Origin of the sequence: Thermopolyspora sp. NPDC052614, assembly GCF_040678635.1 — a bacterium.
In the GTDB taxonomy this organism is placed as follows: domain Bacteria; phylum Actinomycetota; class Actinomycetes; order Streptosporangiales; family Streptosporangiaceae; genus Thermopolyspora.
Genome location: NZ_JBFATZ010000002.1, coordinates 586,031 through 605,988, shown reverse-complemented (window position 1 = coordinate 605,988; position 19,958 = coordinate 586,031). Strand labels below are relative to the sequence as shown.

Genomic DNA, 19,958 nt, shown 5'->3' with positions numbered 1-19,958 from the left:
AAGCGCCGTGCTCAGCGGCTTTCGTGCAGGTCGAGCAGGTCGACCCGGACGTACTTGCCGTCGGCGAGCGCGTTCACGACCGTGCGCAGCGCCTTGGCGGTACGGCCGCCCCGCCCGATGACCTTGCCGAGGTCCTCCGGATGCACGCGGACCTCAAGGACCCGCCCGGAACGAATGCGACGCGCCCGGACCCGGACGTCGTCGGGATTCTCGACGATGCCCTTGACCAGATGCTCGAGGGCCTCCTCGAGCACCTCAGGCCCCGCCTTCCGAGGGCTGCTCGGCCGGGGCGGACTCCGCGGCGGTCTCGGCGGACTCCTTCTTCTTGGCCTTGCGCGGCGTCGGCGCGGCGGCGCCGGTGTCGCCGGACAGCGCCTCCTTGGCGGCGGCCTCGTAGATCGCGTGACGATCGGGCTTCGGCTCGGCGGTCTGAACCTTGGAGACCGCCTCCTCGCCCTTGAAGCGCTGCCAGTCGCCGGTGAGCTTGAGGATCTTCAGCACCGGGTCGGTCGGCTGGGCGCCCACCCCCAGCCAGTACTGCGCACGCTCGGAGTTCACCTCGATGCGCGAAGGGTTTTCCTTCGGGTGATAGAGGCCGATCTCCTCGATCGCGCGACCGTCCCGCTTGGTGCGGCTGTCGGCCACGACGATGCGGTACTGCGGATTGCGGATCATTCCGAGCCGCTTAAGCTTGATCTTGACTGCCACGGGTGTGGTCAACTCCTGGACTTCGAACGTGAGCGGGCGCCGTCACATCGAGTGGGGCACGATGAGAGGACGCTCCAGGGACAGGCGCGACCGGCGGAGACGAGAGGGCACCCGCCCGGCCACGGTGTTCCAACATGTCATTGTGCCAGACGCGGAGGGTGTTCGCGACGCACGCGACGCCATCGCGCCCTCGGCGCCGGGACGCCCCCGGGGTGCCGTCAAGCGACCGTCAAGAGGCCGCACGCCCCCCTACGGCGTCTCTGCGGCGCCACGACGCGACGCCCTTTCGGCCAAACCGGGCTCAGGCGGCGTCCTGACGTCGCCGGGATGCCGGGTCGCGGCGGGCGGTCATCCGCGCCTCACTTCGGGCGTACCCCGAGCAGCTCCAGGGTCGTGACCGCGATCATCGCGACGACGACGGCCGCCCACACCAGGTGCATCCGGCGGTCGAACCTCGCGCCCTTCTCATCGTCGTCGTGCTCGTCGCTCATGCGGACCTCCTCCCGTCCCCGGGCCGGCGCCGCCGCCACAGGTCAGTGGCAGGTCACTTCTTGCCGGGGAACCTCAGCTTGGACGGATCGAACCCGGGCGGCAGCTCGATGCCAGGCGGCAGCTTGCCGCTCAGCGCGCCCAGCCCGAGACCGGACGGCGGCTTCGCCGCGCCGTCCTGGGCGGCGGGCGAACCGGCCTTGCCGAGGGCGGCCTTGCGCGGGTCGCCGCTCACCCTGCGGCCCTTCTTCGCCTTCTTCTGCGCCTTGGCCTTGCGACCGCCCGGCATGCCCGGGATGCCGATGCCGCTCGCCATGCGCTTCATCATCTTCTGCGCCTCGAAGAACCGGGTGACCAGGTTGCTCACCTCGGTGACGGTCACCCCGGAGCCGCGCGCGATGCGCTCCCGCCGGGACCCCTTGATGATCTTCGGGTCGGCCCGCTCGGCGGGCGTCATCGAGCGGATGATCGCGGCCACCCGGTCCAGGTCGCGCTCGTCGACCTGGTTGAGCTGCTCGCGCATCTGCCCCATGCCGGGCATCATCCCGAGCAGGTTCTTGATCGGCCCCATCCGGCGGACCATCATCATCTGCTCGAGGAAGTCGTCGAGCGTGAAGTTCTCGCCGGAGGCGAGCTTGCCCGCCATCTTGGCGGCTTCCTGCTCGTCGAACGTCTTCTGCGCCTGCTCGATCAGGGTGAGGATGTCACCCATGTCGAGGATGCGGGACGCCATCCGGTCGGGGTGGAAGGCGTCGAAGTCCTCCAGCTTCTCACCGGTCGAGGCGAACATGATCGGCCGGCCGGTGATGTGCCGCACCGACAGCGCCGCGCCGCCGCGGGCGTCGCCGTCGAGCTTGGTGAGCACGACGCCGTCGAAGCCGACCCCGTCCATGAACGCCTGGGCGGTGGTGACCGCGTCCTGACCGATCATGGCGTCGACGACGAAGAGGATCTCGTCCGGCGTGACCGCGTCGCGGATGTCGGCCGCCTGCTTCATCATCTCCTGGTCGATGCCGAGACGGCCCGCCGTGTCGATGATGACCATGTCGTGCTGCTGGTGGCGGGCGTGCTCGATCGAGCGGCGGGCCACTTCCACGGGGTCCCCGACGCCGTTGCCCGGCTCGGGGGCGTAGACGTGCACGCCCGCGCGTTCGGCGAGCACCGAGAGCTGCTGGACCGCGTTCGGGCGCTGCAGGTCGCAGGCGACGAGCAGGGGCGCGTGGCCCTGCTCGCGCAGCCACCGCGCGAGCTTGCCCGCCAGGGTGGTCTTGCCGGAGCCCTGCAGACCGGCCAGCATGATCACGGTCGGCGGGGTCTTCGCGTACCGCAGGCGGCGGGTCTCGCCGCCCAGCACCTCGATCAGCTCGTCGTTGACGATCTTGACGACCTGCTGGGCGGGGTTGAGCGCCTGGGAGACCTCGGCACCCCGCGCGCGCTCCTTGACCCGGGCGACGAACGCCCGCACCACCGGCAGCGCGACGTCCGCCTCCAGCAGGGCGATCCGAATCTCCCGGCAGGTCGCGTCGATATCGGCGTCCGAGAGCCTGCCCTTCGAGCGAAGGGAGGAGAATACCGATGTCAGCCGGTCGGATAGGGTCTCAAACACGTGATGGCCAGCCTCTGCGCGAAAGGTCTACGGGTTCCTGCGTCGTCTGCGACTGGCCCCAGCCTATCCGCTTCCGCCTCCCGGCGAGGGCACGCGAGCGCCCGCCGTCGGCCCGCCCGCCTCTGTCGTCCCCCTGTCGCTCTCCCTTGTCGCCCCCGCGTCGCCCCCTCGTCGCCCCCTTGTCGCCGAGGCCCGCCCGGTGGCATGTTCCGGGAGGGCCGGGCCTCGGCGACGAGCGTCAGCGACCCCAGCCCGGTACGGCCACGCGCATGGTGAGCGCGTGCTCGACCAGGGTGATGAGGGTGCTCTTGACCGACTCGCGGGCGCGGGCGTCGGTGCGGGTGATCGGGATGTGCGGCGAGAGCGTGAGCGCCTCGCGCACGTCCTCCTCCCCGTGGGAGAACTGGCCGTCCCACCCGTTGATCGCGACGACGAACGGGAGCTGGGCCTCCTCGAAGTAGTCCACGGCGGGGAAGCTGTCGGCGAGCCTGCGGGTGTCGACCAGGACCACGGCGCCGATGGCGCCCTTCACCAGGTCGTCCCACATGAACCAGAAGCGGTGCTGGCCGGGGGTGCCGAACAGGTAGAGGATCAGATCCTGGTCCAGCGACACCCGGCCGAAGTCCATCGCCACGGTGGTCGTGGACTTGTTCGGGGTGAGTCCGGTGTCGTCGATGCCCACCGAGGCGTCGGTCATGATCGCCTCGGTGGTGAGCGGCACGATCTCCGACACGGCGCCGACGAATGTCGTCTTGCCCACGCCGAAACCCCCCGCCACGACGATCTTCGTCGAGGTGAGCGTGCCCCGGCTAGAGCCTGCGAAGTCCACTGAGCACCCTTTCCAGCAAGTTCAGATCCGGCTTGCCGGCATCAAGTTGCGGCTGATAAACGTGCACGAGCTGCTCGGCCGCCATGTCCGCGACCAGAACCCGCGCGACGCCCAGTGGGACACGAAGCATCGCCGAGATCTCCGCCACCGACCGCACCTGACGGCACAGGGAGGAAATGGCCTGGTACTCGGGCGTCAGGCCCGACAGGTCTCGCGGCGGCACGGTCGCCGACGACACCAGTGCTTCCAAGGCCAGGTTGGTGCGTGGCGCCGTCCGCCCCTTGGTCACCGCGTACGGGCGTACCGGAGACGGCGGCTCTTGTGGACCCGGCCCTCCGAATTGATGATTTCCCCACTGATCCATAGTCATCACCCGGGTTGCGTGGCCTGCAATTCGGCACGTACAGCCGGCGTCAGCACCTGGCCGGCTCGCTCCACCATCAAGGTCATCTGGTAGGCGACCAAGCCCATGTCGCAGTCGGGCGAGGCCAGCACCGCCAGGCAGGAGCCGTCACTGATCGACATGATGAGGAGCAGCCCGCGCTGCATCTCCACCACCGTCTGGGTGACCATCCCGCCCTCGAAGACCCTTGAGGCCCCCTGGGTCAGGCTGATCAGGCCCGCGGCCACCGCCGCGAGCTGGTCGGCCCGGTCCTTGGGAAAGCCCTCCGAGTACGCCAGCGGAAGCCCGTCCGAGCTGACCACGACCGTGTGCGCCACGCCGGGGACGCTTCTCACGAAGTCCGTGATCAGCCAGTTGATGCCACGGGCGGCCTGGCTCATCTCCCTCATGCGTCCTCCTTGTTGTCATCGGACCTGCTCCGGATGGCCCCGGGGTAGGCCTCTTCCTCGCTCAGCTCACCACGGGCCACGGCCCGGCCCTGACGGATGCCGTGCTGGAAGCTCGACAGCCTGCTTCGGGCGCGGTCGGGGGACAGCGTGGGCCGCGGCGGCGGGGCCGCGGCGGCCTGCCGGCCGCTGTCGGACGACATCGGCGACGATCCGGGCACCGAGCCCGGGATCAGGTTCGCCTTGGGCACCCGCTTGGGCAGCCCGGCGGCGGTCTTGCCTTCCCGCACCGGATCCCGCACCACCGCCGCGGCCTGCCAGCCCGCGTCGGCGGACGACGCGCGCCAGCCGCCGGAGTCGCCGGACTCGTCGGAGGAATTCACCGGCGCCCGCTTGAACCAGGCGGACTCGACCGCTGCGAAAATCGGCAAGAACTCCTCACCTTGGTGCTCGATGGGCGAGTCGTGTACGGCCGGCATCGGGCCGGTGCTGGCCACGTCGGTGTCGGGGAAGTCGAACCGGCGCGAGCGCATGCGGCCGATGGCCGGCGGCGGGCTGGAGAAGCCCTGCTGTGCGCCGGGCCGGGCGGGCTGGCCGCCGAACATCGGCCCGGAGGGGGCGTCGAAGGCGCCGCTCGGCGTACCGTCGGCGGGCTGGCCGCCGAAAGGCGAGTGGAAGGCCGACTCTCCACCCGGCGCAGAGTCACGGCCGAACGACGAATCACGACCGAACGACGAATCACGGCCGAACGAGGAGTCACGGCCGAACGACGAATCCCCGCCGAACGACGAGTCCATCGTCGCGTTGCCGGACTGGGAGCCGGTGAACACCGGGCCGGAGGGGGTGTCGTAGCTCTGGATGCCCGACGGCAGGCTCTGCCCGGAAGCGGCGGAACCGCCGCCGAAGCCCTGGGCGCCCGACGGACCGCCGAAGCCCTGGGCCCCGGAGAAGCCGTCGAAGCTGTCGAACTGGCCCGTGCCGCCGGACATGCCCGCGCCTTGCATGGCGCCCGACCGCGGGCCGCCCTCCAGCGCCGGGGGCGGCGAGCCGAACCGGCCCGGCCCCACCTCGGCCGGCTTGTCCCAGGACGCGGAGACCGGGGCGGCCGCGGCCATGCTGCCGGCGAACGCGGCGGGCTGGCCGAAGGGCATCGAGGGCCCGTTCACGCCGATCAGCGTCTCCGGCAGCAGCACCATCGCGGTGAGACCGCCGCCGTCGTGCGGGCGCAACTGCACCCGTACGCCGTGGCGCAGGGCGAGGCGGCCGACCACGAACAGGCCCATTCGGCGGGACACCGAGACGTCGACGACGGGCGGGTTGGACAGCCGCCAGTTGGCCTGGCTCAGCTCCGGCGGCGTCATGCCGATGCCGTTGTCGGTGATGCCGACCATGATGCCGCCGCCGTCGATGCGGTTGGCGGTCACGATGACCTTGGTGTCGCGCGAGGAGAAGGAGATGGCGTTCTCCACCAGCTCGGCGAGCAGGTGGATGATGTCGTTGACGGCCTGCCCGGCCACGGAGACGTTGGGCATGCCCTGCATGTCGACCCGCTCGTAGTTCTCGACCTCCGACAGCGAGGCCCGCACCACGTCGACCAGGGGAACCGGCTGGCTCCACCGGCGGGCGGGCTCCTGGCCGGCGAGGACCAGGAGGTTCTCGGAGTTGCGGCGCATGCGGGTCGCCAGGTGGTCGAGCTTGAACAGGTTGGCGAGTCGGTTCTCGTCCTGCTCGCCCTGCTCCAGGCCGTCGATCAGGCTGATCTGGCGCTCCACCAGCGTCTGGGTGCGGCGGGAGAGGTTGACGAACATCGCGCTGATGTTGCTGCGCAGCGCGGCCTCGTCGCCCGCGAGCCGTACCGCCTCACGGTGGACCTCGTCGAAGGCCCGCGCGACTTCACCGATCTCGTCGGAGGAGGCGACGCCGATGGGCTTGACCTCGTTGACGCCCGCGCCGGAGTCGGCCTCGCGCAGCCGCTGGACCACGGAGGGCAGCCGGTGTCCGGCGATCTCCAGGGCCTCGGTACGCAGCCGCCGCAGCGGCCGCACCAGCGAGCGCGCCATGATCGAGGTGACGATGAGGACCAGGATCAACAGGCCCGCCACGAGGATCGCGTTGAGGGCCGCGAAGCCCTGGTCGGCGCCCTGCAGCTCGTCACTGGTGGTGATGATCTCCTTCACCAGCTCGGACTCGACCTTTTGCATGCGGTTGAGCGTGTCGCTCATCGCGTCGTACCAGCGCTTGCTGTCGCGGGCGACGGTGCTCGGGTCGAGCCGGCGCAGCGGCTGGCCGGTGTCGCTGAGGAATCGCGCTCGCAGCTTCAGGCTCTCGGCGCGGTCGACGAGCTGGCCGGTGACGGTGTCGTCGAAGAACTGGTTCTGCGCCAGCGTCGCGGCGTTGCTGAACGCGAGGATCTGGCTGTCGAAGCCGGCGTCGGCGGCGATGAACGCGTCCCGCTCGGTCGGTTCGAAGGACGGGATCGGCCTTCTGGCGAGGGCGGCCGCGAGCAGGCCGCGCTGCAGGGAGGCCTCCTCCTTGGCGCGGGCGAGAGCGGACAGCGCCGCGGCGTCGGCGACCAGCTGTTCGTTCGTGGTGCCCTGCGCGACCTGGTCGAACAGGACCAGCATCTCCTGGACCACCAGGGAGTACTTCTCCATGGTGGGCAGGGGCGGGAGTTTGAACTTGAGGGCGGTGTCGCGCAGCGCCGCGAGCTGATCAAGACGGATCAGCAGGCTGGCCAGTCGCTGGCGACCGGCGGCGGTGAGCGCGTCACGGGCGGGCTCCGCCTTCGCCTTGACCTGTCCGATGGCGTTGTCGACCGCGCCCTGTTGGTCGCGGATCTCTACCAGGGTGGGGCCGGCGGGACGACCGGCGGCGACATAGGCGGCCGTCTTGTCCCGCTCGTCCTGGAACTCGTGCGTAAGCGTGGCGAGAGCGTTGACCAGCTCGGCCACGGTGCGGACACGTTCGAACTGTGCGGCACTGCTGATCGACGTGGTCACCCGGAGCGCACCGAGCAGAACCGCGACGGTGGTGGGGACGAGGATCAGCGCGATGAGCCGAGTCCGGACCCGCCAGTTACGCAGGGCGAGGGAGCTCCCGGTGGATGGAGCCGCCCGGGTGGGCGGATCCGGCTCAGGGGGGCTGGTGCCCTCGGTTATTGCTGTCCTCACTGGTCGCGACCTCTCAACGGCTCGCCCTTGTGGAAGATGATTCTGTACACGCTGCTGAAAACTGCGTCAAGTCAGGGGCAATTTGAGCACAAGGAGACTACCTGCACCAATAGGACCTCAAGTTTCAAACGTTCCAATTTGGAAACATCTGGGCGACCTCACCGATCACAGTCGAGGCGTGCAACAATGTGAGGAAAAATGATCTTTGTCCGGATGAGGACACATCTGGAGCGATCCAGGTGCCTCCCAAGTCCCCCCGGAACGGAACAAACGGCGCATTAGGGTACGCATCCCGGCAAGATCCATTAAGTCGGAAACGCCTACAGGCAAAGGGCTTGGTAGGCCACTTCGCCATGACTCCTATAGGCTCGCCTCCGCCGGGCCGATTCGACGATCGGCAGCCGCTTCCTCCGCCACGGCTCGAGTCGTGACGCTCGACCGGGCGTGCGGGCAAGGCGTCGCCGAGAGGCCCAGGACCTTTCACCCTCCCACTCTCACGAGGAGAGACATGAAGCTCTCACTTATGGGTCGTTTATTCCTGGCCGGTGCGGTGGTGGCCCTAGCGGCCGGCGCGTGCGGCGGCGGATCCGACGGCGCCCAGCCCTCGTCCTCCGGCGGCAAGCCGGAGAAGACCAACCTGGTGGTCGGCGCGGTCCCCGTCCCCGACGTCGCCCCGCTGCAGATCGCCATACGGCGCGGGTTCTTCAAGGAAGAGGGGCTCACCGTCAAGATGGAGCCCATCCGCAGCTCCATCCAGGCGCTGCCAGCGCTGACCGCCGGGACGATGGACGTGACGCTGTTCAACTACACGGTGGCGTTCGACCAGGAGGAGAAGCAGCCGGGCTCGTTCAAGATCATCGCGGACGCCTTCCAGGCCGCCTCCAACACCTTCGTCCTCGTGGTCCCCGCGGACTCCCCGATCACCAAGCCCGCCGAGCTCAAGGGCAAGACGATCGCGACCCCCGGTATCACCTCGATCGGCACCCTGCTGATCGAGGCGACCCTGAAGACGTACGGCGTGAACGCGAAGCAGGACGGGATCAAGTACGTCGAGATGCCGCTGCCGAACGTCCCACAGGCGCTGAAGACCAAGCAGATCGACGCGGCGCTGCTCGCCGAGCCCTTCATCTCCGCGGTGCAGAAGGACCAGGGCGCCCGTAAGATCGCGGACCTGATCACCGGGCCCACCGCCGACTTCCCGATCGCGGGCTGGGGCGCCTCCGCCGAGTGGGTCAAGAAGTACCCCAACACCCTCGCCGCCTTCCAGCGGGCCATCGGCAAGGCGCAGCAGCTCGCCTCCTCCGACCGCAAGGTCGTCGAAGAGGTGCTCCCGGCCTACACCCAGATCACCAAGGAGGTCGCCTCCGTGATCACCTTGGGCACCTTCCCCACATCCATCAGTGACATCCGTCTCCAGCGCGTCGCCGACGTCATGTACGACAACGGGTGGCTCAAGAACAAGGGGAACGCCAAGGCGATCATCGTTGGTCAGACGGGAACATGAGCCGAATCCGCTCGGGCGGGGCGAGGATCGTCCGCGGCGCCGTGGGCATCGCGGTCTTCCTCGCCGTCGCCGAGGCGGCGGCGCGGACGGGCCTGGTCGACTCGTCCGTGCCGCCCGCCTCCGAGATAGTGATCCGGGCGGCGGGGCTCATGACCAACCCGGAGTTCATCGACGCCGTCGGGGCGACGATGCTCCGCTGGGCCGTCGGGCTGCTGCTCACCATCGCGGTCGTCGTCCCCCTCGGCATCGTGCTGGGCACGTTCCGGCAGGTGGAGCGCACCTTCCGGCCGATCATCGAGGTCATGCGGCCCATGCCCTCGATCGCGCTGATCCCGCTGGCCATCCTGCTGTTCCGGGACAACTTCCTGGCGGAGGTCAGCATCGTCGTCTACGCCTCGACCTGGCCGGTGCTGATCAACACGATGTACGCGGTGCGCGAGGTCGATCCGCTGGCCCGGGAGACCATGCGCAGCTTCGGTTTCGGGCCCGGCTCGATCCTGCTGCGCGTATCGCTGCCCAGCGCCGCGCCGTTCATCCTCACCGGCATCCGGATCTCCAGCTCGATCGCCCTGATCGTCGCCATCAGCACCGAACTGTTCGCCCCCGGATTCCCCGGCATCGGCAGTTATCTGCTCGCGGTGCAGAGCGGCACGGACATCATCCCCGGGGTGATCGCGACCGCGGTCTGGGCGGGCGTCATCGGCCTCGCCCTCAACGGGCTGTTCGTGGCCTTCGACCGCAGGTTCTTCCGCTGGCACCACGCCCGGGGAGGTGAGGTCACGTGAAGCGCGTGGGATTCGCGAGACGCGTGGGAAGGAGCCTGGCGCCGCTCTGGCCGATTCCCGTCATCGTCGTCTGCTGGGAGGTCGCCACCCGGCTGGCCGTCAACCAATACTTCCCGCCGCCGTCCCAGATCGCAATCCAGGTGTACGAGCTGTGGTTCTCGGGGCCGCCGAGCCACCTGTTCCTCACCGAGGACGTCTCCACCCACATCTGGCCCAGCCTGGGACGGCTGCTGCGTGCCTGGTTCCTGGCCTGCCTCGTCGGCGTGGTGATCGGCGTGGCGCTCGGCCGCTCCAGGAGGCTGGCCGACTACATCGACCCGCTGATCCAGTTCGGGCGGGCGATCCCGCCGCCCACGCTGCTGCCGCTGTTCCTGGCGCTGTTCAAGGTCGGGCCGCAGATGCAGATCGCGACCATCATCTTCGGGATCATCTGGCCGGTGCTGCTGAACTCGATCGAAGGCGCCCGCCACATCGATCTGTTGCACCTGGAGACCGCCGCCGTATTCAAGATCAGCCCGTGGCGGCGGCTCGTACGGATCATCCTTCCCGAGGCGGCCCCGAAGATCTTCGCGGGGCTGCGGGTCAGCCTGTCACTCGCGCTGATCCTGATGGTGATCTCCGAAATGATCGGCGGAACCGAGGGCATCGGCTTCAGCCTCGTGTACGCGGGAAACGACTTCGACTTCCCCGGCATGTGGGCCTGGCTGCTCCTGCTCGGCATCCTCGGTCTGATCTTCAACTCCATCCTCATCGGCACCGAACGTCGTGTCCTGTCCTGGCATCACCGAGAGCGGCAATCGACCTGACAATCTGATGAAGAAGGGAGCGTCGTGCTCCGCATCGAGGATCTTGCACATACGTACGGCCGAGGCGAGAAGGCCCACCGCGCGATCGACGGCATCACCCTGAACGTGGCGGAGAACGAGCTGGTGTCCATCGTGGGCCCCTCGGGGTGCGGCAAGTCCACCCTGATCCGCTGCATCGCCGGGCTGATCCGGCCCACCCGCGGCCGGGTCCTGCTGGAGGGCTCGCCGATCGAGCAGGTGCCGGACAACCTGGCGGTCGTCTTCCAGGACTACAGCCGCTCGCTGTTCCCCTGGATGTCGGTCGCCGAGAACATCGCCCTGCCGCTGCGGCGCAAGGGATTGAACCGCGTCCAGCGCGCGGCGGCGACCCAGGAGGCGCTGGAGCAGGTCGGGCTGGACGGCGCCGGCCGCAAGCACCCCTGGGAGCTGTCCGGCGGCATGCAGCAGCGGGTCTCGATCGCCCGCGCGCTGGCCTACCGTCCGGCGCTGATGCTCATGGACGAGCCCTTCGGCTCGGTCGACGCGCAGACGCGGGAGGACCTGGAGGACCTCCTGCTCAGGGTGCGCGACCACCACAAGATGACCATCATTCTGATCACCCACGACATCGACGAGAGCGTGTACGTCGGCGACCGGGTGGTCGTGCTCAGCTCTGCCCCCGCCACGGTGCGGGGGGACCTGCCGGTCCGGCTGCCCGCGCCCCGGGACCAGATCGCCACCCGGGAGCTGCCCGAATTCGTCAGCCTCCGTGCGGAGGTCGGCAGGCTCGTCCGCCGCGACACGCAGCGGACCGCGCGTGTCGGCCAGTCCGCGTGACGGCCGCGTTCCGGCTCTGTTCCACCCCAGTACGAGGAGAAAGTGTATGTCTGAAGCGACGATCGACCACGCCGGCACCGCGGGCGACGACCCCACCTTCACGGTCTGGGAGCTCATCCGCGGCCTGTCCCGGTTCGCCGCGGTGCACACCATGGTCGATCTACGCTGCGCGGACCACCTCAAGGACGGCCCGTTGACGGTCGAGGAACTCGCCCGCAGGTGCGAGGCGAACGCCTCGAACCTCGGCCGCGTCCTGCGCATGACCGCCGCGCTGGGCCTGATCCGCCAGGTCGCGCCGAACACCTACGAACTCACCGAGTCGGGCATGACGTTGTGCGAGGACGCGCCGAACTCGATGCGGCCGGCCGTCCTGGTCAACTCCGAGATCGGCTCGTGGCTGGCCACCAACGCGGTGCCGCAGACGGTGCGCTCGGGGCGCGGCTACATGGCGCGGCACGGCACGTACTACGACTATCTCGCGGGCATCCCGGAGATCAATCACGCCTTCAACGAGTTCATGCGCAGCCGGACCGAGCCGGTCGCGGCAGCGGTGGCGAGCCGTTACGACTTCTCCGGGGTCGGCACCCTGGTCGACGTCGGCGGCGGCAACGGCACGATGCTCGCGGCGATCCTGCGCGCCAATCCCGGCATCCGCGGCACCCTGCTCGATCGGGACAACGTGGTTCCCGACGCCCGCGCCAACCTGTCCGCGCAGGGGCTGGCGGATCGCGCCGAACTGGTGATCGGGGACTTCTTCGCCTCGGTGCCGGCGGGGGCGGACGCCTACGTGATGGCGAGCATCGTGCACAACTGGGGCGACGAGGACGCGCTGCGCGTCTTGGGCGTGGTCCGCGAGGCGATGCCCGACGACGGCCGGGTCCTGCTGGTGGACATCCTCCTGCCCGACGACGACCGGCCGCACGTGGGCAGGGAGATGGACATCCGCATGCTCACCGTGTTCGACGGCGGCCGGGAGCGGACCAGGTCGGAGTACCTCGACCTGCTCAAGCAGGCCGGCCTGCGCGGCCGGGTCGTGGCCGACCTGCCGATGGGGCTGTCCCTCATCGAGGCGCTGCCCACCGGCTGAGCCGTGCCGCGTCGCGGTTCCCGGCCGGTACGGCTCAGCGCCCCCAGCCGGGAACCGCGGTCCGCATGGTGAGCGCGTGCTCCACCAGGGTGATGAGGGTGTTCTTGACGGCCTGCCGGGCGCGGGCGTCGGTGCGGACGATGGGGACGTTCGGCGTCAGCGACATCGCCTCGCGCACCTCCTCCTCCCCGTGCGGGTACTGGCCGTCCCAGCCGTTGATCGCCACCACGAACGGAAGCTGGGCCTCCTCGAAGTAGTCGACCGCGGGGAAACTGTCGGCCAGGCGGCGGGTGTCGACGAGCACGACGGCGCCGATGGCACCCTTCACCAGGTCGTCCCACATGAACCAGAACCGGTGCTGACCCGGCGTACCGAACAGGTACAGGATCAGATCCTGGTCCAGCGACACCCGGCCGAAGTCCATCGCGACCGTGGTGGTCGTCTTGTGCGGGGTCAACCCGATGTCGTCGATCCCGACCGACGCGTCGGTCATCACCGCCTCGGTGGTGAGCGGCATGATCTCCGAGACCGCGCCGACGAACGTCGTCTTTCCCACACCGAAGCCGCCGGCAACTACGATCTTCGTCGAGGTCAGCGTGCCGCCTGACCTAGAGCCTGCGAAGTCCACTGAGCACCCTCTCCAGCAAGTTCTGATCGGGCTTGCCGGCATCGAGCCGCTGCTGATGCACGTGCACAAAGCCCTCGGCCGCCATATCGGCTATCAAGATCCGTGCCACGCCGAGCGGCATGCGCAGCAACGCGGAGACCTCCGCCACCGATCGCACCTGGCGGCAGAGCGAGATGATCGCCTGATACTCCGGCGTCAACGACGACACATCCTGATGGGCCGACATCGCGGAAGAGACCAGGGCCTCCAGCGCCAGTTGCGTGCGCGGGGCCGTACGGCCGCCCGTGACCGCGTACGGCCGAACGAGTGAACTGGACTCCTCGTCGAGCTCCGGCCCAGGCGGTGCAGACGACCCGTAGGGGTAGAGCGGCCCGCCGGTCAGCGGGTCGCTCTCACCTCCCCAGCCGCGTCCTGCCACAGTGCCCTCCTGTCATCGGACAGCTATCACCTGGGATGCGACGCTTGCAGTTCGGCGCGCACGGCGGGGGTCAGGACCTGCCCGGCGCGTTCCACCAGAAGCGTCATCTGATAGGCGACCAGCCCCATGTCGCAGTCGGCGGCGGCCAGCACCGCGAGGGAGGAGCCGTCGCTGATCGACATGATGAGCAGCAGACCGCGCTGCATCTCCACCACGGTCTGGGTGACCAGGCCGCCCTCGAACACCCGGGAGGCCCCCTGGGTCAGGCTGATCAACCCGGCGGAGACCGCCGCGAGCTGATCGGCGCGGTCCTTGGGGAACCCTTCGGAGTAGGCGAGGGGAAGTCCGTCGGACGATACCACCACCGTATGTGCCACTCCAGGCACATTGTTCACGAAATCTGTGATCAGCCAGTTGATGCCGCGGGCTGCCTGGCTCATCTCCCTCATGGCTCCTCCTTGTAACCATCATCGACGTTGGGGACGGTGCCCGGAGATGGCAGGCCATCGCCGAGTTCACCGCGGACGGCGGCACGTCCCTGTCTGATGCCTCGCTGGAAGCTCGACAGCCGTCTCCGCATTCGTTCCGGCGACAGTACCGGTGCCGGCTCCGCGGCCGGCGCCGCATCGGCGGGGGCGGCCGTGCCGGGAACCAGGTTGGCCTTCGGCACACGCTTGGGCAGTCCGGAGGAGGTGAGTCCGCCCATGGCCGGCTTACTCGCCGCCTGGGCGGCCTTCCAGCCATGGTCGCCTGGTGAGGCCCAGCCGCCGCTGTCCACAGCCCTGTTCTCCATCGCACTCGTCCCTACGGGCCGGGCGTCGGGCGAGTGTTCCTCTCGCTCCGACTCTTCATCGGTCGCGCCCTCGGCCGGCCGTTCGACCCGCCTGAACCAGTCGGACTCGACGGCGGCGAAAATCGGAAGGAACTCGTCCTCCGCCTCCAGGGGCGAGCTCTCCACCGCCGGGAGCGGCCCCGTGCGGTCGCTCTCCCCCATCGCGGGAGCCGACTCCCGGCTCACGCTCCAGGAGTCGGCGCCCCTGTCATCCCAGGAGGAGGATCCCGGCGGCGGGACCTGCTGCGGCCACGGCGTGTCGACGGGGCTGCCGCCGAACGGGCCGCGGTCGTTCGGGTCGCGGATGAACGCGCTGGGGTCGAACCTCGGCGGGTTGTCGAAGGGATCCGGTGACGGCGAGGTGGGCTGGCTCGCCGTCGTGAACGCGCCGGACGCGCCGCCCATGCCTCCCGCGCCGAACGGACCCGATGGGCCGCCCGGGCCTTGCAGGCCTTGCGGGCCTTGCGGGCCGCCCGTGCCGAACGGGCCCGACGGGCCGGACGCGCCGAACGGGCCGGAGGCGCCGGACGTGCTGAACGGGCCGGACGGGCTGAACGGGCTGTCGAACGAGCCCGGCCCCTGGCCCGGCACCGGAATTCCGGGGGCGTCCGCGCCGAAGACCGGCTGCGGCCTGCCGGGCATGCCGCCCGCGTTCGGCGGGCCGAAGGACTGCGGCCCGGACGGACCCGGGTCGATGCCCGGCATCGTACGGGACATGACCGCCCCCGGCGACAGCGCGGGGACGCCCGGCTGCGCGCCCTGGCCGCCGAGCAGCGACTCGGGCAGCAGCGCCAGCGCGGTGAGGCCGTTGGCCTCCTGGCGGCGGAGCTGGACCCGGATGCCGTGCCGCAGCGCGAGCCGGCCGACCACGAACAGGCCCATTCGGCGGGACACCGAGACGTCCACGACCGGCGGCTCGGCCAGCCGCTGGTTCGCCTGGGCGAGCTCCTCGGGGGACATCCCGATGCCGCGGTCGGTCACCGTGATCATCACGCCGCCGCCGCCGATGCGGTTGGCCGCGACGTGGACCTTGGTCTCGTTGGGCGAGAACGAGATCGCGTTCTCCACCAGCTCGGCGACGAGGTGGACCACGTCGTTGACGGCCTTGCCGACCACGGTCACGCCGGGCTGGACCTTGAGCGTGACCCGCTCGTAGTTCTCGACCTCGGAGATCGCCGCGCGGACGATGTCGACCAGGGGAACCGGCTGGGTGCGCCGCCTGGCCGACTCCTGGCCGGCGAGGACCAGCAGGTTCTCGCTGTTGCGGCGCATGCGGGTCGCCAGGTGGTCGAGCTTGAACAGGTTGCCGAGCCGCTGCTCGTCCTCCTCGCCCTGCTCCAGGCTCTCGATCAGGGCGAGCTGGCGTTCGACCAGGGTCTGGCTGCGCCGGGAGAGGTTGACGAACATCGCGTTGACGTTGCTGCGCAGCCGGGCCTCGTCGCCCGCCAGGCGGACCGCCTCGCGGTGGACCTCGTCGAAGGCCCGCGCCACTTCGCCGACCTCGTCCCTGGAGGTCACGCCGATCGGCGGGATCTCCGGCGGAGGAGCCATGTCCGCGGACTCGCGGAGATAGGCGACGACCTCGGGCAATCGCCGGCCCGCGATCTCCAGCGCCTCGCTGCGCAGCCGCCGCAGCGGGCGGACCAGCGAGGTCGCCACCCGGCTGGTGATGAACAGGACGATCAGCAGCAGGGCGAAGATCGCCAGACCGGAGATGAGCGCCTGGCGCTGCTCGTTGCCCTGGAGCGTGGTGGTCTCCTGCACGACCGCGGCGGCCAGCCGCTGCTCCACCGTACGCATCTTCTCCACCATGGCGGTGGTGTTGTCGTACCAGAGCTGCACGTCGTTGCCGCCGCCGGGCGAGAGCGGCTGGCGGCGCAGACTGCGGTTCTCCCGCACCCGGGCGAGGATCAGCGCGCGCATCCGGTCGGCCTCGTCGACGTCGAGCCCTCGCACGGTGCGGTTGTAGAACGCGACGTCGGCCGGGGTCGCCTCGGTCAGGAACACGGCGAGCTCGCTCTCCTGGCGCTCGCGTGCGGCGAGGAAGTCGGACAGGTCGTCGTTGTTGACGAACCGGCCCGCGGTGAGGGTGGACAGCATGATGCCGACCTGCTGGGACAGGTCCTCCTTCGCGCGGCTCAACGCGCCCAGGGCCGTCGCGTCCCCGAAGAGCCGGTCGTCGCGGCTGTCCCGGCCGAGCTCGTCGTGCAGCGTGTTGAAGTCGGCGATCATGCGGGTGTAGGTGCCGTGCGCCGCGCGGGCGGGCGTGCTGCTCTGCAGGATCAGCTTGCGCAGACCGGCGAGACCGGTCAGCCACCGCTGGACGATCGCCACCTTGGCCTTGACACGGGCGCCCTGGCCGCTGTCCAGCTCGAGGATCTGCCTGAGCACCTGGTTCTTCGCCTGGTCGACCTGCTCGTGCTGCGCCCTGACCCGCTCCAGCCGCGCCCTGCGTCGATCGGCGATGTACCAGACGGTGAGGTCGCGCTCCTTGGCCGTCTCGTGGGAGAGCGTGCCCAACTGCTCGATGAGCCGGGCCACCTCGGTGAGCCGGCCGTACTGGACACCGGTGTTGATCGCGTTCGCGAGTTGCAGACCCGTCACCAGAACCGCGACGGCCGTGGGCAGCAGGATCAGCGCGACCAGGCGGGATCGCACCCGCCAGTTCTGCAGGCTGAACCTGCCCGCCTGCGACACGGGCTTACGCGAGGCAGGTGGGGTCCCCTGCCGGGAACCGAGATCACGCCGGGACTGGTCGTTCGTCAACGGTTTTCGCAACCTCTCACCGGGCCATGTGCGCGGGGACGTCGAGCACGTGTGTGGCCTACGGGACGTGGACGACTTCTACGGGCGAGGGTAATTGGAGCACAACAATACCGAATCGGCCAATGGTGCATATAACCATAAAACTCACCAAAGCGGACCACGCCACACCTATCAGTGCACACGGTAATAGACCTGATTCACCCCAGTACCCCGTCTCGCGACCGGTGCGTCACGCACCGGCCTTCCCCGCGGCCTCGATCAGCTCGGCCGCCTTGCGGAGCCCGTCGCGACGGCGGATCTCCGCTCCGGCGTCGGCCAGACGGCCGCGCAGCGCGTCGTCGCCGAGCAGCCGGTCGAGCGCGCCGAGCAGCTCGGCGTCGGTGAAGCCGTAGGTGGACAGGCGCACGCCGTACCCCAGCTCGTGGATCCGCTGGGCGTTGTCGTACTGGTCCCAGAACAGCGGCAGCAGGATCATCGGCTTGCCGAAGTGCAGGGCCTCCGTCGTGGTGTTGTTGCCGCCGTGCGTGATGACGAGATCGACCTGCGGGAGGATGCTCGTCTGCGGCAGGAACTCCGCGCCCCACATGTTGTCGGCGAGCTTGATCTCCTCGTGCAGCGGGCCCTTGGAGACGATGTAGCGGTGCGGGGTCGTGGCGAGCACGTCGATGACGCGCTGCATCAGCTCCACGTCGGCCGAGCCGAGGGAGCCGAGCGAGAAGTAGATCAGCGCGCCGTCGCGCTCGCGGAGCGCGGCGGGCAGCTCGAACGACTCGTCGGTCTCCCGCACCGAGGAGTCCAGGCGGTGCCAGGTCGGGCCGAGCGGGCGCCGGTCGACGTAGTCGGCGATCTCCGGGTAGACGTACAGGTTCAGGTCGCCCTCGTGGATGAAGGCGAGGTCGGGCAGGGCCGGCGCGCCCTGCGCCGTGACCCACTCGTTGAACTCGGTCCACAGGCCGCGGTGCGTGCGATCGTACTCGGCGCGGAAGGCGTCCCACTCGCCGCGGTCGTCGGACGGCAGGCCGGAGAACACCGGCGGGATGTCCGGGCCGGTCACCTCCAGCGGGTTGCAGGAGACGATGCGCACGAACGGCTTGCCCGCGGTGACCAGGGCGGGGAACGCGATGACGTTGTCCTCGACGATGACGTCCGGGCGTACCCGCTCGATGATCTCCTTGAGCTGCGGCTCGCAGTACTTGGCCCCGTCGATCAGGGCCTCCCAGATGGGCTTGGTGACCGTCTCAAGCTGCTCAAGCGTGGACTTGCGGTACTCCGGCGCGGTGTCGCGGATGAAGTCCTTCCAGAACTGGCCGGGGTCCTGCTCCTCCTCGGCGGGCGGGGCGAGGTCGACCAGGTCCTCCTCGAAGCCCAGCGCCTCAAGCTTGCCCTTCCACGACGCCTCGGCGGCGAACACCACCCGGTGGCCGCGACGCCGCAGGACGTCGCCGATGCCGATGCAGTTGTTGGTCGGCCCGTAGGCGCTCTCGGGCATGAACAGGATCGTCAGCGAGCGGTCCGTCATGATCACTCCAACCGAGGGTTATCGATTTGATTTCATTTCGACTACGACGCGGCTGGAGGGCGGAAACGACCCCATCCGCGCGAATTTTTCGGCTTGTTCGGCTCGCGAGCCGACCCGGGCGCTCATCGCGGCACCAGCACCGCGTCGTCGGCCTGCCAGGTGAGCGACACCGTCGCCCCGGGGCGCACGCGGGTGGCGCCCTGCGCGGCCACCAGGACCGGCTCGGGGCGTCCCGCGACGCGTACCGAGATGTGCGAGACGCCGCCGTAGAAGCTCACGTCCGCGACCTCGCCGCGGAGCAGTCCCTGCTCCTCGGCGAAGCGCACCTTCTCCGGGCGTACGGCGAGCAGCGCCTCGGCCCGGTCCGGCAGGCGGTCGGCGGCGGGCAGCTCGCCGAGCCCCGGCACGTCCAGGCCGCCGGCGGTCGCCCGGCCGGCGAACAGGTTGTTCGCGCCGATGAACCCGGCGACGAACGGCGTGCGCGGGCGCTCGTACAGCGTGATGGGCTCGTCCACCTGCTGCACGCGCCCCGCGTCGAGCACGGCGATCCGGTCGGCGAGCGACATCGCCTCCTCCTGGTCGTGGGTGACCACGACGAAGGTGATGCCGACCTCGTGCTGGAGCCGTTTCAGCTCCAGCTGCATCTCGCCGCGCACCTTCTTGTCGAGCGCCGAGAGGGGCTCGTCGAGCAGCAGCAGCCGCGGCCGCTTGACGATCGCCCGGGCCAGGGCGACCCGCTGGCGCTGGCCGCCCGACAACTGATGCGGGCGGCGCTTGGCCTGCTCGGTGAGGCCGACCGTCTCCAGCACCTCGGCGACGCGCTTGGCGATCTCGGCGCGCGGCAGCCGCTCGCGCTCCAGCCCGTACGCCACGTTCTTCGCCACGGTCATGTGCGGGAACAGCGCGTACGACTGGAACATGAGGTTGACCGGGCGGCGATGCGGCGGACGGCTGAGCAGGTCGGCCCCGTCGAGCGTGACCGATCCGGTGTCCGGCGACTCGAACCCGGCGAGGATGCGCAGCAGCGTGGTCTTGCCGCAGCCGCTCGGCCCGAGCAGCGCGAAGAACTCGCCCTGCCGGATGTCGAGGGTGACGTCGTCGAGCGCGACGACGTCGCCGAACCTCCGGCTGACCCCGTGGATGCCGACCAGCGGGGCCGGCAGGGCCCGTTCGGCGTCCGGGAGCACGGACTGCGTCATGGCTGAA

Annotated in this window: 19 protein-coding genes; 5 read left to right on the top strand and 14 right to left on the bottom strand. The window is 69.7% G+C overall.

Annotated elements, in window-relative coordinates; genetic code table 11:
* Positions 1–11: 11 nt before the first annotated feature.
* The 8 genes from AB0K60_RS06205 to AB0K60_RS06170 all read right to left on the bottom strand — a co-directional run bounded on the left by AB0K60_RS06205 (position 12) and on the right by AB0K60_RS06170 (position 7,591).
* Entirely contained in the window at positions 12–254 is a 243-nt protein-coding gene (locus AB0K60_RS06205; protein ID WP_364049149.1) for an RNA-binding protein, read from the bottom strand.
* A 1-nt stretch (position 255) separates the two neighbouring features.
* The gene (gene rpsP / locus AB0K60_RS06200) at positions 256–708 is read right to left on the bottom strand and encodes a 30S ribosomal protein S16 (protein ID WP_364049147.1); all 453 of its coding nucleotides are present in this window, start codon (positions 706–708) and stop codon (positions 256–258) included.
* A gap of 359 nt (positions 709–1,067) precedes the next feature.
* Positions 1,068–1,199: a hypothetical protein gene (locus tag AB0K60_RS06195; protein WP_364049145.1), complete on the bottom strand. Its 132-nt coding sequence runs from the start codon at positions 1,197–1,199 to the stop codon at positions 1,068–1,070.
* Positions 1,200–1,252: 53 nt separating this feature from the next.
* Positions 1,253–2,803, bottom strand: a complete 1,551-nt coding sequence (gene ffh, locus AB0K60_RS06190) for a signal recognition particle protein (RefSeq protein ID WP_364049143.1) — start codon at positions 2,801–2,803, stop codon at positions 1,253–1,255.
* Positions 2,804–3,041: 238 nt separating this feature from the next.
* A complete protein-coding gene (locus tag AB0K60_RS06185; protein ID WP_364049141.1) occupies positions 3,042–3,632 on the bottom strand; it encodes an ATP/GTP-binding protein in 591 nt (196 codons plus the stop codon).
* Complete coding sequence (locus AB0K60_RS06180) at positions 3,613–3,996, bottom strand: DUF742 domain-containing protein (RefSeq protein WP_364049139.1); 384 nt, start codon at positions 3,994–3,996, stop codon at positions 3,613–3,615. Before AB0K60_RS06180 ends, AB0K60_RS06185 begins: the two co-directional genes overlap by 20 nt.
* Before the next feature lie 5 nt (positions 3,997–4,001).
* Entirely contained in the window at positions 4,002–4,415 is a 414-nt protein-coding gene (locus tag AB0K60_RS06175; protein WP_364049309.1) for a roadblock/LC7 domain-containing protein, read from the bottom strand.
* Positions 4,416–4,420: 5 nt separating this feature from the next.
* Positions 4,421–7,591: a nitrate- and nitrite sensing domain-containing protein gene (locus AB0K60_RS06170; RefSeq protein ID WP_364049137.1), complete on the bottom strand. Its 3,171-nt coding sequence runs from the start codon at positions 7,589–7,591 to the stop codon at positions 4,421–4,423.
* A 508-nt stretch (positions 7,592–8,099) separates the two neighbouring features.
* Here AB0K60_RS06170 and AB0K60_RS06165 point away from each other — a divergent pair.
* Genes AB0K60_RS06165 through AB0K60_RS06145 form a run of 5 tightly spaced genes read left to right on the top strand, consistent with a single transcriptional unit; the run spans position 8,100 to position 12,589 of the window.
* Positions 8,100–9,095, top strand: a complete 996-nt coding sequence (locus tag AB0K60_RS06165; RefSeq protein ID WP_364049135.1) for an ABC transporter substrate-binding protein — start codon at positions 8,100–8,102, stop codon at positions 9,093–9,095.
* Entirely contained in the window at positions 9,092–9,880 is a 789-nt protein-coding gene (locus AB0K60_RS06160; protein WP_364049133.1) for an ABC transporter permease, read from the top strand. Before AB0K60_RS06165 ends, AB0K60_RS06160 begins: the two co-directional genes overlap by 4 nt.
* 23 nt (positions 9,881–9,903) lie before the next feature.
* Positions 9,904–10,686: an ABC transporter permease subunit gene (locus tag AB0K60_RS06155; RefSeq protein ID WP_364049131.1), complete on the top strand. Its 783-nt coding sequence runs from the start codon at positions 9,904–9,906 to the stop codon at positions 10,684–10,686.
* A 24-nt stretch (positions 10,687–10,710) separates the two neighbouring features.
* The gene (locus AB0K60_RS06150; protein WP_364049129.1) at positions 10,711–11,502 is read left to right on the top strand and encodes an ABC transporter ATP-binding protein; all 792 of its coding nucleotides are present in this window, start codon (positions 10,711–10,713) and stop codon (positions 11,500–11,502) included.
* 46 nt (positions 11,503–11,548) lie between these two features.
* Complete coding sequence (locus tag AB0K60_RS06145; protein ID WP_364049127.1) at positions 11,549–12,589, top strand: methyltransferase; 1,041 nt, start codon at positions 11,549–11,551, stop codon at positions 12,587–12,589.
* 34 nt (positions 12,590–12,623) lie between these two features.
* Here the strand turns inward: AB0K60_RS06145 and AB0K60_RS06140 are convergent, their stop codons facing one another.
* From AB0K60_RS06140 to AB0K60_RS06115, 6 genes are all read right to left on the bottom strand, one after another.
* Complete coding sequence (locus AB0K60_RS06140; protein ID WP_364049307.1) at positions 12,624–13,184, bottom strand: ATP/GTP-binding protein; 561 nt, start codon at positions 13,182–13,184, stop codon at positions 12,624–12,626.
* 13 nt (positions 13,185–13,197) lie between these two features.
* Positions 13,198–13,599: a DUF742 domain-containing protein gene (locus AB0K60_RS06135; RefSeq protein WP_364049305.1), complete on the bottom strand. Its 402-nt coding sequence runs from the start codon at positions 13,597–13,599 to the stop codon at positions 13,198–13,200.
* A gap of 62 nt (positions 13,600–13,661) precedes the next feature.
* Complete coding sequence (locus AB0K60_RS06130; RefSeq protein ID WP_364049303.1) at positions 13,662–14,075, bottom strand: roadblock/LC7 domain-containing protein; 414 nt, start codon at positions 14,073–14,075, stop codon at positions 13,662–13,664.
* Between the two features lie 5 nt (positions 14,076–14,080).
* Positions 14,081–17,164 (bottom strand): nitrate- and nitrite sensing domain-containing protein, encoded by a 3,084-nt coding sequence (locus tag AB0K60_RS06125; RefSeq protein WP_364049125.1) that lies wholly within the window; start codon positions 17,162–17,164, stop codon positions 14,081–14,083.
* A 298-nt stretch (positions 17,165–17,462) separates the two neighbouring features.
* A complete protein-coding gene (locus tag AB0K60_RS06120) occupies positions 17,463–18,752 on the bottom strand; it encodes a glycosyltransferase (RefSeq protein ID WP_364049123.1) in 1,290 nt (429 codons plus the stop codon).
* A gap of 122 nt (positions 18,753–18,874) precedes the next feature.
* A complete protein-coding gene (locus AB0K60_RS06115) occupies positions 18,875–19,951 on the bottom strand; it encodes an ABC transporter ATP-binding protein (RefSeq protein WP_364049121.1) in 1,077 nt (358 codons plus the stop codon).
* Positions 19,952–19,958: the final 7 nt, after the last annotated feature.

Bases quoted from the DNA above. Each gene is read 5' to 3' on its own strand.
- AB0K60_RS06195 (WP_364049145.1), bottom strand. From the start codon at position 1,199: ATGAGCGACGAGCACGACGACGATGAGAAGGGCGCGAGGTTCGACCGC.
- AB0K60_RS06180 (WP_364049139.1), bottom strand. From the start codon at position 3,996: ATGGATCAGTGGGGAAATCATCAATTCGGAGGGCCGGGTCCACAAGAG.
- AB0K60_RS06175 (WP_364049309.1), bottom strand. From the start codon at position 4,415: ATGAGCCAGGCCGCCCGTGGCATCAACTGGCTGATCACGGACTTCGTG.
- AB0K60_RS06165 (WP_364049135.1), top strand. From the start codon at position 8,100: ATGAAGCTCTCACTTATGGGTCGTTTATTCCTGGCCGGTGCGGTGGTG.
- AB0K60_RS06160 (WP_364049133.1), top strand. From the start codon at position 9,092: ATGAGCCGAATCCGCTCGGGCGGGGCGAGGATCGTCCGCGGCGCCGTG.
- AB0K60_RS06145 (WP_364049127.1), top strand. From the start codon at position 11,549: ATGTCTGAAGCGACGATCGACCACGCCGGCACCGCGGGCGACGACCCC.
- AB0K60_RS06130 (WP_364049303.1), bottom strand. From the start codon at position 14,075: ATGAGCCAGGCAGCCCGCGGCATCAACTGGCTGATCACAGATTTCGTG.
- AB0K60_RS06120 (WP_364049123.1), bottom strand. From the start codon at position 18,752: ATGACGGACCGCTCGCTGACGATCCTGTTCATGCCCGAGAGCGCCTAC.
- AB0K60_RS06115 (WP_364049121.1), bottom strand. From the start codon at position 19,951: ATGACGCAGTCCGTGCTCCCGGACGCCGAACGGGCCCTGCCGGCCCCG.